The sequence below is a fragment of the Bradyrhizobium sp. Ken01 genome (genome assembly GCF_055807355.1).
This window is the reverse complement of the sequence record NZ_JBVVPC010000007.1, coordinates 103,390-116,736: the sequence shown is the minus strand read 5'-3', so window position 1 is coordinate 116,736 and position 13,347 is coordinate 103,390. Positions and strand designations below refer to the sequence as shown.

At 65.3% G+C, this 13,347-nt stretch carries 10 protein-coding genes; 6 read left to right on the top strand and 4 right to left on the bottom strand.

Annotated elements, in window-relative coordinates; all coding sequences use genetic code 11:
* The first annotated feature begins 171 nt into the window (after positions 1-171).
* The 6 genes from AC0L3S_RS10115 to AC0L3S_RS10090 all read left to right on the top strand — a co-directional run bounded on the left by AC0L3S_RS10115 (position 172) and on the right by AC0L3S_RS10090 (position 8,320).
* Positions 172-3,636, top strand: a complete 3,465-nt coding sequence (locus tag AC0L3S_RS10115; protein ID WP_473278941.1) for a chromosome segregation SMC family protein — start codon at positions 172-174, stop codon at positions 3,634-3,636.
* 57 nt (positions 3,637-3,693) lie between these two features.
* A complete protein-coding gene (locus tag AC0L3S_RS10110; protein ID WP_473278940.1) occupies positions 3,694-4,671 on the top strand; it encodes a small ribosomal subunit Rsm22 family protein in 978 nt (325 codons plus the stop codon).
* Positions 4,672-4,810: 139 nt separating this feature from the next.
* A complete protein-coding gene (locus tag AC0L3S_RS10105; protein ID WP_007595027.1) occupies positions 4,811-5,371 on the top strand; it encodes a LemA family protein in 561 nt (186 codons plus the stop codon).
* 32 nt (positions 5,372-5,403) lie between these two features.
* A complete protein-coding gene (locus AC0L3S_RS10100) occupies positions 5,404-6,633 on the top strand; it encodes a M48 family metallopeptidase (RefSeq protein ID WP_473278939.1) in 1,230 nt (409 codons plus the stop codon).
* A gap of 205 nt (positions 6,634-6,838) precedes the next feature.
* On the top strand, positions 6,839-7,591 hold the full coding sequence (locus tag AC0L3S_RS10095; protein WP_473278938.1) for a P-loop NTPase family protein: 753 nt from the start codon (positions 6,839-6,841) through the stop codon (positions 7,589-7,591).
* A gap of 60 nt (positions 7,592-7,651) precedes the next feature.
* The gene (locus AC0L3S_RS10090) at positions 7,652-8,320 is read left to right on the top strand and encodes a hypothetical protein (protein WP_473278937.1); all 669 of its coding nucleotides are present in this window, start codon (positions 7,652-7,654) and stop codon (positions 8,318-8,320) included.
* A gap of 39 nt (positions 8,321-8,359) precedes the next feature.
* Here AC0L3S_RS10090 and AC0L3S_RS10085 read toward each other — a convergent pair whose 3' ends face one another.
* From AC0L3S_RS10085 to AC0L3S_RS10070, 4 genes are all read right to left on the bottom strand, one after another.
* Positions 8,360-8,899, bottom strand: a complete 540-nt coding sequence (locus AC0L3S_RS10085; protein ID WP_007595035.1) for an adenine phosphoribosyltransferase — start codon at positions 8,897-8,899, stop codon at positions 8,360-8,362.
* An 8-nt stretch (positions 8,900-8,907) separates the two neighbouring features.
* Complete coding sequence (locus AC0L3S_RS10080; RefSeq protein WP_473278936.1) at positions 8,908-11,073, bottom strand: anthranilate synthase component I; 2,166 nt, start codon at positions 11,071-11,073, stop codon at positions 8,908-8,910.
* Between the two features lie 250 nt (positions 11,074-11,323).
* Positions 11,324-12,496: a DMP19 family protein gene (locus tag AC0L3S_RS10075; protein ID WP_473278935.1), complete on the bottom strand. Its 1,173-nt coding sequence runs from the start codon at positions 12,494-12,496 to the stop codon at positions 11,324-11,326.
* A 95-nt stretch (positions 12,497-12,591) separates the two neighbouring features.
* Positions 12,592-13,266 (bottom strand): dienelactone hydrolase family protein, encoded by a 675-nt coding sequence (locus tag AC0L3S_RS10070; RefSeq protein WP_473262842.1) that lies wholly within the window; start codon positions 13,264-13,266, stop codon positions 12,592-12,594.
* Positions 13,267-13,347: the final 81 nt, after the last annotated feature.

Sequence of the window (13,347 nt, the reverse complement as noted above, 5' to 3'; positions counted from 1 at the left end):
CCGGCATAAATCCCTTGGGAAAAGCGGCTTTCGCCGGTTGCCCTCGCGGCACACCGCGGCCATTGTCCAGCCGCATGAGGCGCCTCGCGCGACTCGCCCGGATAGCGACACTGCCTTCCATGGTATTGTCCCGGCAGGGGGATTCGCGCCTGCCAACAGAGATGCGTGCTTATGAAAATCACCCGCCTGCGCCTTCATGGCTTCAAGTCCTTCGTTGAGGCCACCGACTTCGTCATCGAGCCTGGCCTGACCGGCGTGGTCGGCCCCAACGGCTGCGGCAAGTCGAATCTCGTCGAGGCGCTGCGCTGGGCGATGGGCGAGACCTCCTACAAGTCGCTGCGCGCCGCCGACATGGACGCGGTGATCTTCGCCGGCTCCGGCAATCGCCCCGCGCGCAACCACGCCGAAGTGACGATGACGATCGACAATTCCGATCGCACCGCGCCGGCGGCGATGAACGACAGCCAGCTGCTCGAAATCTCCCGCCGCATCGAGCGCGAGGCCGGTTCGGTCTACCGCATCAACGGCCGCGACGTGCGCGCCCGCGACGTGCAGATTCTGTTCGCCGACGCCGCCACCGGCGCGCGCTCGCCGGCCCTGGTCCACCAGGGCAAGATCGGCGAGATCATTCAGGCCAAGCCCGAACAGCGCCGCCGCGTGCTGGAAGACGCCGCCGGCGTTGCCGGCCTGCATGCCCGCCGCCATGAGGCTGAGCTGCGGCTCAAGGCCGCCGAAACCAATCTCACCCGCGTCGAGGACGTGATCGGCCAGCTCGCAGGCCAGATGGAGGGCCTGAAGAAGCAGGCCCGCCAGGCCGTGCGCTATCGCGAGGTCGCGGCCAAGGTCCGCAAGGCCGAAGCAACCCTGTTCCATCTGCGCTGGATCGGGGCCCATGCCGACGTCAACGAATCCGGCCAGACCCACGATCTCGCGGTCCGCGAGATGGCCGAGCGTACCCAGCACCAGGCCGAGGCCGCCCGCATCCAGGCGATCCGCGCCGCCGAAATGCCGGCGCTGCGCGATGCCGAAGCGCGCGCCGCGGCGGGGCTCCAGCGCCTGACCAACGCCCGCGAGCTGCTCGATCGCGAGGAAGAGCGCGCCAAGGAGCGCGTCGCGGAACTCGAGCGGCGCCTCGCCCAGTTCGAAGGCGACATCTCGCGTGCCCAGCAGCAGACCATGGACGCCGATGTCGCGCTGCAGCGCCTCGACGCCGAAGATGCCGAGCTGAAGGAAGAGATCAAGTCGCGCGTCGAGAAGCGCTCCGGCGTCGACGAGCGTGTCGCCGAAGCCGAGGCGGTGCTGACCGAAACCGAGCAGCAGTTCGCCGAGCTCACCACCGCGCTCGCCGACCTCACCGCCAAGCGCAATCAACTCGAAGCCAACGTTCGGACCCACCGCGACAAGCTCGCCCGGCTCGACCAGGAGATTTCGAACGTCGCGACGGAAGAGCAGAAGCTGACCGAGGCGACCGGCGGCTTCGGCGATCTCGACGAGCTGACCGCGACGGTCGAGAACGCCGAGCAGACACTGGCGGCCTCGGAAGCCGCGGCTCAAGCCAGCGAGGCAGCGCACGTCGCCGCGCGGCAGACGCTGGAATCCTCGCGCTCGCCGCTCGTCGAAGCCGACAAGCGCGTGCAGCGGCTCGATACCGAGGCGCGCACGATCTCCAAGATCCTCAACGGCGAGACCAAGAATCTGTGGCCGCCCATCATCGACGGCATCACCGTCGACAAGGGATTTGAAAAGGCGATCGGCGCGGCGCTTGGCGACGATCTCGACGCCCCGGTCGATCCGTCCGCACCGATGCGCTGGACCAATGCCGGCGTCACCGACGGCGATCCGGAACTGCCCGACGGCGTCGTGCCGCTCGCCCGCCACGTGCAGGCCCCGGCCGAGCTGACCCGCCGCCTGGCGCAGATCGGCGTGGTGCCGCGCGAGCGCGGCGCCGAGCTGGTCTCGCAGCTCAAGACCGGCCAGCGGCTGGTTTCGCCCGAAGGCGACGTCTGGCGCTGGGACGGTTTTGTCGCAGCCGCCCACGCGCCGACCGGCGCAGCACGGCGGCTTGCCGAGCGCGCCCGCCTCATCGAAATCGAGAACGAGCTGGAGCAGGCCCGCATCGACGCGCAGATCAAGCGTCAAGCGCTGGAGAACGCCGAGGCCGAGCTGCAGATGGCCGCCAGCACCGAAGGTGCAAGCCGCGAAGCCTGGCGCGCAGCACAGCGCGAGCTCAACGTCGCGCGCGAGCGGCATGCCATGGTCGAGCGCGAGATCAGCCGCCACGCCGCGCGCAAGGCGACGCTGTCGGAAGCCCACAGCCGTCTGGCCGCCGACCGTGCCGAAGCCGAAGCCGCCTGCGAATACGCTGAAGCCGGGATCTCCGAGCTGCCGTCGAGCGAGGACACCGAAACCCGTCTCGCCGCCGTCCGCAGCGACATCGAAGGCCATCGCCGCATGGCCGCGCAGGTCCGCGCCGAGGCCCAGGCGCTGGCGCGCGAAGCCGAGCTGGCCGACCGCCGCGTGCAGGCGATCCTCGCCGAGCGTACCGAGTGGCAGAACCGCAAGGAGAGCGCGGCCTCCCATATCGACACCATCCAGGCGCGCATCGCCGAAGTCTCGATCGAGCGCAGCGATCTCGAGAACGCGCCGGCGGTTTTCGCGGAGAAGCGCAGCGCGCTGATCACCGAGATCGAATATGCCGAAAACGACCGCCGCATGGCCGCCGATGCGCTCGCCAGCGCGGAAACCGCGATGGCCGAAACCGATCGCGTCGCCAAGCTGACACTCGAGGCGCTGTCGAGCTCGCGCGAGGCGACCGCCCGCGCCGAGGAGCGCATGGAAAGCGCGCGGCGCCGGCTCGATGACATCGAGCGCGAGATCCGTGACATGCTCGAAGTCGAGCCGCAGGCCGTCGCCGGCCTCGCCGAGATCGAGCCCGGCGCCGAGCTGCCGCCGCTGAACGATATCGAGGAAGACCTCGAAAAAATGCGCCGCGATCGCGAGCGACTGGGCGCGGTCAATTTGCGCGCCGAGGAAGAGCTGCGCGAGGTCGAGACCCAGCACAACGGCCTGGTCACCGAGCGCGATGACCTCGTCGAAGCCATCAAACGGCTGCGCCAGGGCATCCAGAGCCTCAACAAGGAGGCGCGCGAGCGGCTGCTGACGTCGTTCGAGGTCGTCAACAACCACTTCAAGCGCCTGTTCGTCGAGCTGTTCGGCGGCGGCGAAGCCGCGCTGCATTTGATCGAGAGCGATGATCCGCTCGAAGCCGGCCTCGAAATCATCGCCAAGCCGCCCGGCAAGAAGCCGCAGACGCTGTCGCTGCTCTCGGGCGGTGAGCAGGCGCTGACCGCAATGGCGCTGATCTTCGCGGTGTTCCTCACCAATCCCTCGCCGATCTGCGTGCTGGACGAAGTCGACGCGCCGCTCGACGACCACAACGTCGAGCGCTATTGCAATCTGTTGCACGAGATGACCGCCTCGACCGAGACGCGCTTCATCATCATCACCCACAACCCGATCACGATGGCGCGGATGAACCGCCTGTTCGGCGTCACCATGGCCGAACGCGGCGTCTCGCAACTGGTGTCGGTGAATCTGCAAGAGGCGGTGGACATTCTCGACCAGAACGTGGCGTGAGGCTGCGCCCGTCACGCACCCATTGACGTCATCATCCGCGAAAGCGGATGATGAAACATGATCTCACCTACCCTCCCCGCGGAACTGAAGGCGGCCCTCGACGGCAAGCTGCAGGGGTTCTCACGCACCGATGCTGCACAGCGATCGCAGAAAATCTCGACCACCTATCGCGCAGGCGGCGGCTCCGGCACGATCAAATCCGAGGCCGACGCGCTCGCCTATGCGCTCGCCCGCATGCCGGCGACCTATGCGGCGGTGGCGGCAAGTCTGAATGCGCTGACCGAGATCGCACCGGACCTCGCTCCGGAAACACTGCTCGACGTCGGCGCAGGTCCGGGCACCGCGAGCTGGGCCGCGGCGGAGGCGTTCTCCTCGCTGCAGGATTTCACCCTGCTCGACGCCAACGCCACGCTCAGCCGTCTCGCGCTCGAACTGGCGCGCGACAGCACGCGTCTGGCGGATTGCCGCCATCTGCCGGGCGATGCCGGCGCGAACCTCGCTGAGGTCTCGCAAGCCGATCTCGTCGTCGCGAGCTATGTCATCGGCGAGCTCAGTGAGGGCGATCAACGCAAGCTCGCGGAAGCGATGTGGGCGAAAGCCCGCCACGCGCTGGTCGTGATCGAGCCCGGCACGCCCGCCGGCTACGCCCGCATCCTCGCTTTGCGCCAGCAACTGATCGCGGCGGGCGCCTACGTCGCCGCACCCTGCCCGCACGAAAAGCCGTGTCCGCTGACGGCGCCCGACTGGTGCCATTTCTCGCGACGCTTGCCGCGCTCGCAGGCTCATCGCCAGATCAAGGGCGCCGAGGTGCCGTTCGAGGACGAGCGATTCATCTACGTGGCGCTGACCCGTACGCCGCCCGCAGCCCGCGCCGCGCGCGTGCTGGCGCCGCCCGATGTCGGCAAGGCCGAGATCACGGCAAAGCTCTGCGCTGAGGGCGGTGTCGGACTCGCCAGGATCCCGCGCCGCGACAAGACCGCCTATGCAAGCGCCCGCCGCTGGCGCTGGGGTGATGCCGACCTGTCCGAAAGTTAACCTCCTCCGGGGCTTTCGCCTTGAACTCGGATGGTCCCTCATCCGACCAAGTCTTACCTCCCCTCTGCGCCGGGGCTCTCGCTCCGCGCCAATTTGGTCTACCCTAGCGCCCGCCTTCTTCCCCCTTCAGGAGTTCTCCATGTCGACCGGCTGGATCGTCCTCGGCGTTATCGTCGTCCTCGTGTTCTTTGCCTTCGCCGCCTACAATCGGCTGGTGGCGCTGGGCCAGCGCGTCGGCCAGGCCTTTGCCGACATCGACGTGCAGCTCAAGCAGCGCCACGACCTGATCCCGAACCTGGTCGAGACGGTGAAGGGCTACGCATCGCATGAGCGCGGCACGCTCGACGACGTCATCAAGGCGCGCAACTCGGCGATGTCGGCACAGGGGCCGGCGCAGGTGTCCGCGGCCGAGAACCAGCTCTCCGGCGCGCTTGGCCGACTGATCGCGCTGTCGGAGGCCTATCCCGACCTCAAGGCCAACGCCAATTTCCAGCAGCTCGCCAGCGAGCTGTCCGACCTCGAGAACAAGATCGCGGCCAGCCGCCGCTTCTTCAACAGCGCGGTCCAGGAATATAACACCGGCATCCAGCAGATGCCCGCCGCTCTGTTCGCCGGTATGTTCGGCTTCACCAAAAAGGACTTCTTCGATCTCGGTGCCAGCCGCTCCGAGGTCGAAGCCACGCCGCAGGTGAAGTTCTGAGTTGAGCCGATAGGTCGGCAGGGCATCGCGTCATGGCCGCGTATGGTCTCTACACGCACATCGCCTCGAACAAGTTTCGTTCGATGCTGCTGCTCGCCGGCCTGTTCGCGCTGGTCTATGTGCTGGTCTATGCCGGCGCGCTGATCGCTGAAGTCGTCATCAATGGCGACGAGACCGTCGTCGATTATCTGAGACGCGCCTTCTATGATCTGAAAGTCGCCGCACCGGTTGCGACCGTCGTCGCAGCGGCCTGGATCGTGATCGCCTATTTCTTCCACCAGTCGATGATCGATGCGGTGACCGGCGGCCACGACGTCACCCGGCAGGAGGAGCCGCGGCTCTATAATCTGCTCGAAAATCTCTGCATCTCGCGCGGCATCACGATGCCGAAGCTGAAGATCATGGAGAGCCCGGCGCTGAACGCGTTCGCGACCGGCCTCAACCCGCGGCAATATTCAGTTACCGTCACCACCGGTCTCCTCAATGCGCTTGATGACAAGGAGATCGAGGCGGTGCTCGGCCACGAGCTGACCCATATCAAGAACGGCGACGTGCAGCTCATGGTGGTCGCCGTCATCATCGCGGGCGTGGTCGGGTTCTTCGGCGAATTGTTCTTCCGCCTGTTCACGAATTTCAGCTGGGGCTCCGGCGGCTCCTGGTCGTCGGGCTCCTCCTCGTCGTCACGATCGTCCTCGTCGTCGAGCGACAGCAAGAGTTCGGGCGGCGGCGCGGTGATCGTCATCATCATCGCAGTCGTGCTGATCGTGGTGGCCTGGCTGTTGTCGCAGGTGGTGAAGCTCGCGCTGTCGCGCTCGCGCGAATATCTCGCGGACGCGGGCTCGGTCGAGCTGACGAAAAACCCGGACGCCATGATCTCGGCGCTGCGCAAGATCGAGAAGCGCGGCGAGCTGCCGGGCGCAACCTCGGCGGTGATGGAGCTCTGCGTCGACAATCCGCGCGAGGGTTTTGCCGATTTGTTCGCGACCCACCCCTCGGTGCAGTCGCGAGTCGACGCACTGGTCAAGTTCGCCGGCGGCCATGATCCTGGCCCGCTGCCGCCTCCGGCCGATGAGGCCGAGGAGCCAGACCCGCAAGCCGGCCGCAAGAACACCCCACCGCCGCTACGCCAGGGCCCCTGGCAAGGTCCTTGGAACGACGTAGGCGGCGCGGCCAATCCGCCGCCCGTGCCCGCACCCAGCTCCGCCGGAACCGCCGGTAGCAACCCGGTAGGCAATCCCTTGGGTCCTTGGAGCCGCCATTGAGCGGGATTTGACGCCATGCGCGGCAAGATTCGTCGCGATTGGGAAAAACCTCGGGAATTGGCGTAACTGCATGCCGAGCAATTGAATTCTCCCTTGTTTCTGCCATGTTCGCGCCCAACAGCAGACTTGGGACATGTTTGCGACATCGATTTGGGGCCCGGCCGATTGCGACTTCGTGATCGGGGGCGCGCGTTAGGGGACAGCAATGGCAAAGCCGGCAGTGGTTGTGGTGGGCGCGGACAAGGGCGGGGTCGGCAAGACCACCGTATCGCGCACCTTGCTCGATTATTTTTCCGCCAACAACGTGCCGACGCGCGCCTTCGACACCGAATCGCCGCGCGGAACCCTGAAGCGCTTCCACCCTGACATCACCGAGATCGTCGACATGACGACGACATCGGATCAGATGAAGATCTTTGATACGCTCAACGCGACGAGCCCGTCGGTCACCGTGATCGACGTCCGCGCCGGTCTGCTCTCGCCGGCGCTCGCCTCCTTGCGCGACATCGGTTTCCTCGACGCCGCCAAGGCCGGCCAGATCACCTTTGCCGTGTTCCACATCCTCGGACCCTCGATCGCCTCTCTGGACGAAATCGCCGAGACCGCGGGCTTCATGACCGGTGCCAAATACTTCCTGGTGAAGAACTTCATCAACGACACCCAGTTCTTCCAGTGGGACCAGGCGACCTATAATTCCTACTTCCACCGCATCAAGGATGCGACCGAGCTGACCATCCCCAAGCTCAACGAAATGGCTTATGAGCAGGTCGAAGTGTCCTCCGTCCCGTTCCTGAAATTCGTCGCCAACAAGGGCATCAATGACGAGGCCGCGAACTATTCGTTCGTGCTGCGCGGCTATGTCCGGCATTGGCTGGCGAACGTCTGGAGCGAATTCGACCGGATCCGGCTGACCGACATCGTCGGCTCCAAGCCCACGAGCCGCAACAGCGAAAAATAGTTGCGCAAGCCGGGCGGATACGGCTGGATTGGTCGCCAGGTTCGACTGATATAGCTAGCGATGTCCGCGACGCCCCTCTACATCATTTGCTCGCCCCGCCCGCAGGTCGGTAAGACCTTGCTGGCGCGGCTTTTGAGCGAATTTTTGCTGCTCAAGAACGGCAACGTCGCCGCCTTCGACGTCAACCTGAAGGAGCCGTCGCTGCTCGACTATCTGCCAACGATCACCGAGACCGCCGACGTGATCGACACCTACGGCAAGATGCAGCTGATGGATCGCGTCATCGTCGATGACGGGGTTGCCAAGGTCATCGACCTCGGCTTCCACGCCTTTGACGAGTTCTTCAAGATGACCGAGGAGATCGGCCTGTTGAAAGAGGCGGCGCGCCGCCACGTCGCGCCGATGATCCTGTTCGTCGCCGACACCGACCGCGTCTCGGCCCGCGCCCACGAGATGTTGCGCGAACAAATCCCGCGGATCAACCTGATCACGGTGGACAACGAGCACATCGTGCGCGGCGAACTACCGGCCGCGATGGCTACCGGACGGGTATTCCGACTGCCCGCGCTGCCCGGATTCCTGAAGACCTATATCGGCCGGCTGAATTTCTCCTTCACCGGTTATCTGCGCCAGGAGAAGGATGCCTCGACCGAGCTGCACCAGTGGACCCGGCGGAACTATCTCGCGTTCCGCGAGCTGGAGCTCAGCCTGATCCTGCAACGGTCCTAGGCGAGAATTTACCCGGCCGATACTCGTCTGCGTCCTGGCTCAGTGCCCCTCGAACGTCATCAGCGTGCGCACCGGCACGTCCATCGCGCGCAGCTTGGCGGCGCCGCCAAGATCCGGCAGGTCGATGATGAAGCAGGCGGCGACCACATTGGCGCCGATCTGACGCAGCAATTTCACCGCGCCTTCCGCGGTGCCGCCGGTGGCGATGAGGTCGTCGACCAGGATCACGCGCTCGCCGGGCTGGATGGCGTCGACATGCATCTCCATCTCGTCGATGCCGTATTCGAGAGAGTAGGCGATGCGCACGGTGGTGTGTGGCAGCTTGCCTTTTTTCCGGATCGGCACGAAGCCGGCCGAAACTTGGTGCGCCACAGCGCCGCCGATGATGAAGCCGCGCGCTTCCATGCCGGCGACCTTGTCGATCTTGTTGCCAGCCCAGGGATTGACGAGTTCGTCGACCGCGCGGCGGAACGCACGCGCATCTGCGAGCAGCGTGGTGATGTCGCGGAACAAGATCCCGGGTTTCGGGTAGTCCGGGATGGTGCGGACGCTCGCCTTCAGATCGTGGTCAAAAGTCATTGTGCCTCTCAATCAGCGCGCGCATCCAGGCGGAACGCGTTCTCGACAATTCGTAAGCCCACCTCGCCGCTGAGCGACATCAGCGATTCCGGATGGAATTGCACGCCGGCGACCGGCAGGGTCTTGTGCTCCAGCGCCATGGCGACGCCGTCCTCGGTGCTGGCGGTGACGGATAGCACCTCCGGCATGCTGTCGCGCTCGACATAGAGCGAGTGATAGCGGCCGATCACGATCTCGTTCGGAAGATTGCGCATCAGCCGCCCGCCGCGCACCTGCACCCGCGAGGGCCGGCCGTGGGCGGGATGCGTGAGCTGCCCGAGTTCGCCGCCGAAATATTCGCCGATCGCCTGGACGCCGAGGCAGACGCCGAACACCGGCAGCTTGTTCTCCAGTGCCGCGTCGATGGTCTTCTTGATCCCGAAATCCTCAGGCCTGCCGGGGCCCGGCGACAGCACCAGCAAATCCCAGCGCTTCTGCTCGAGCATGTCGAGCGCATGCACATGGCGGACCACGGTGACGTCGGCGCCGACCTGGCGGAAGTAATCGGCCAGCATATGCACAAAGCTGTCGTCATGGTCGATCAGCAGTACCCGCTTGCCGCTTCCGGTCGCATCGGGCGCAAAGGCCGACAGCGGCTTCGGCGGATCGCCGCGTAGCGCCTGGAACAGGGCCGCGGCCTTGACCTGGCATTCGCGGTCCTCGGCGGCGGGATCGGAGTCGAACAAACAGGTGGCCCCCACGCGCACTTCCGCAAGGCCTTCCTTCATCCGGATGGTACGGATGGTGAGGCCGGTGTTGATGCTGCCGTCGAAATTCACCGCCCCGATCGCGCCGGCATACCAGCGACGCGGCGAGCGCTCGTGATCCTCGACGAACTGCATCGCCCAGAGTTTTGGTGCGCCGGTGACGGTGACGGCCCAGGCATGCGTGAGGAACGCATCGAGCGCATCGAAGCCGGGACGCAGCATGCCTTCGACATGGTCGACGGTGTGGAAGAGCTTTGAATAGGTCTCGATCTGCCGGCGCGCCAGCACCTTGATCGTGCCGGGGACGCAGACGCGCGCCTTGTCGTTGCGGTCCACGTCGGTGCACATGTTGAGCTCGAACTCGTCCTTCTCGGAGTTCAGGAGCTGGCGGATCTGCTCGGCATCGCCGATCGCATCGGTACCGCGCGCGATGGTGCCCGAGATCGGGCAGGTCTCGACCCGGCGTCCGTCCGAGCGCACGAACATTTCCGGAGAGGCCGAGACGAGAAATTCGCCCTCGCCAAGATTCATTAGGGCGCCGTACGGCGACGGGTTGATGACGCAGAGCCGCTGGAACACTTCCGCCGGCGAGCGGTCGCAGGGCTCGGCGAAGAGCTGCCCCGGCACCGCCTCGAACAGATCGCCACGCGCAAAGGCGGCGCGCGCGGTCTCGACCGTAGCCTGATATTCGCCGGGCGCGTGATCGGCAAAACCCTGGCGCGGTGTCTTGAGGTAGGGGCTCTCGGCGGTCTCATGCGGCAAGCCCGCGGTGGACTTGCCCTTCCACGCGAAATCGTAAATGAGCACGACGCCGCGGCCGGTGGCGCGGTCATAGGCGAGCAGGCGGTCGGGGACGTAGAGCACGATGTCGCGCTGGTCGCTCTCGCGCGCGCGCTTCTGCACGAGGTCCTCGATCTGGAACACGAGGTCGTAGGCGAAGGCGCCGAACAGGCCGAGCACCCCATCGTCATTGGCGGAGAAAGCGGCGACGAGATCACGCACCAGCGACATCACGCTGGCGCGCCGCGTGCGCTGGTCTTCGTCGATTGGGGCTTCGCCGCGGACAATATGACCGGCAAGGCGCGTCGGCGTCTTCTCGGAGATCACGGCACAGGGTTCGCGGAAGACGTCGGCGAGAAAGGCGATCAGCACCTCCCCACGCGCGTTCAGCGCTTCCAGCTTGAAATTGACGCCGGTGGTCTCGAGCTTGAGCGGCGGATCGGAGAAGCCGAGGTCAAAACTCTCGTAACGGCCGGGCACGGTCGTACCCGACGACAGCACAACGCCGCGGCGACGGTCGAGCAGGTTGACGAGATCGTCGAGCCGGTTGGCGCCGCCGGAAAACTGCTCCGCCACACGCGTGATCGCAAGCCCCGCGCGGGTCACATAGTCGCTTCGAGCCGGAAGGGCAAAGACGGTCCTGTTCATGGTGTCCTCTTACGAAACTTGTCGAGGGAACGCCACACAGGACAAACGATCAGGCCGCCGCACTGCGTGGGCGACCTCAGACGATTTTGGGAGAATAAATCGCACCGGCCACCTCTCAGGAGGTGCGCCACCAAAGACGGGATGGGCGGACGGCGGTGCTCATGGCCGGATACTCACCATGGCGCGGGGACGGCGTCAAGGGTGGCTGGGGCCGCCTCGACCGGCAAAATGGCGCATATCGCAACGAGGGCTATTGCCGGTCTCGCAGGCTGTCGCGCCCCACGGCCGCGTCTGCGGCATGACGCTCGATTTCGTCTCGCATGACCTTGAGCACGAGCTCGCCACCAGATCCGATGACCTGGGCGCGGTCGCCCAAGGTTTCGACCAAAACGCGGGTCTCTCCTGTGACCGCACACCAAGTGGCTCGATCGTCGCTCACGCTCAAGGCCGTGATCACCGCGGTGGGACCCAGACTTAACTTCCGCAACAGCAGGTCGATCGCTTCGGCCGCAAAGTTTTTCTCGGCAATTCTCAAGAAATTCTGGATCGTGTCAGTCCCCACAGTCGACAGCCGCGCGCCCACTATCGTAGGGGGCTTCGCAAGTTCATAAAGTCGCCCAGCCGCCTCGTCAAAGACGCATAGCCGCGAGCCCTTGTTGGTCCTGACGCCGAACGCCGTGCATTGCTGCCCCTCCACATCCGTGTCGAATCCTGGAAGCACCATGACCTTGAGCTCCGGGTCAGGCCTCACCGCCCCGCAGGCCGCCGCGACCGTGATCTGCAAGTCGTCAGTCATCTGGAAGCTGATGTGGCGAACGCTTTGCCAGATCCGGCGGTGGGACAGATGTGGGTTAAGCTGCGCAAGCCGCTCGATTTCGGAAGCATACTGCTCCTGCGAGACGGCGTGCAATTCGGGCCAGCTCGCGATCCATCGGGCCGCGAGTGGTATCATTGGTTGCTCTCGTTCTACCGCATAGAAGCGCTTATCAAGCGCGCTGAGCGCCGCGGCGCGGTTTTCGAATCCGGTCTGCAGCGCAGCCTCGTCGGGATGAGCCTCTACCCAGGCGATCATCTCCTGCAAGATCTGGTGTTGCGCGCTCGCTCCCATCGCCTCCAATCCAGCGAGTGCATCGCCGGACGTCGTTGGGAGCATCGCGACCCCTGTGTTGCCGATGAACTGGCTGTGACCGCCGTTGCAGACCTGAGCGAGATAGAAGTCGGCATGATAGGCCTGTATGGCCACGGCCGGAAGCTCACCTCTCGTGTAGACGCCGAAGTGCTGAATTTGGCTGACATAGTCGACCACAGCGCCGGTTAGATAATTGGCCTTCTCGGGGTCCCGAGCCGCTTCCAGCGCTTTGCTGGGAACCACAACCTTGGTCAAGCGGCCATCCACAATCATCGTGCTCTCCTGCAGTCGCATGGTGGAAACCCCTGCGACTGCACTCTATGATTGCGGTGAATGACTTTCAATCGTGGCGCGGCAGTAGCGCTGATCGCGGTCCGTCGGCGACCAGCCTACCCCAGATGCTTCCGGAAAAACTCCGTCGCCCTGCCCCAGGCGAGCTCGGCGGCTTCACGATCGTGGACGGCCTGGCGCTGCTCGTTGACGAAAGCGTGCTCGGCGTCATAGCGGAACAGCTCCAGCGACTTGCCGGCGGCCTTCATGGCTTTTTCGAAGCCGTTGACCAGCTCCGGCGTGCACCAATCGTCCTTGTTGGCGAAATGGGCCTGGAGCGGAATCTTGACGTCGGCGGGCTTGGCGGCCTGCTCGGGCGGAATGCCGTAGAACACAACGCCCGCCGTGAGCTCCGGGACATGCACCGCGCCGATGATGGTCACGGCACCGCCGAGACAGAAGCCTGTTAGCCCGACCTTGGCGCCGTTGCGCGACAGATATTGCGTGGCGCCGCGCACCGTCTGGGTGGTGGCGTCCATGAAGTCGAGCGAGTTCATCTCTTTGCCGGCGGCGTCGGTGTCGTGATACGGCACCACCTTGCCCTTGTAGAGATCGGGCGCCAGCGCATCGAACCCGGCCAGCGCGAAGCGGTCGCACAGGCCCTTGATCTGGTCCGACAGACCCCACCATTCCTGGATGACCACCACGCCCGGCGCGTTGCCGCGCGCGGCATTGGCGAGATAGCCCGATGCGTCCTTGCCGTCCGGGCGCTTGAAGGTGATGGCGGTTCCCATGGTGTCCTCCGACGAGTTTTTGGATTCGCGGCATTTTGGCGTTTGAGCGCGCGATAGGCAATCGCGCCTGACAACACACTC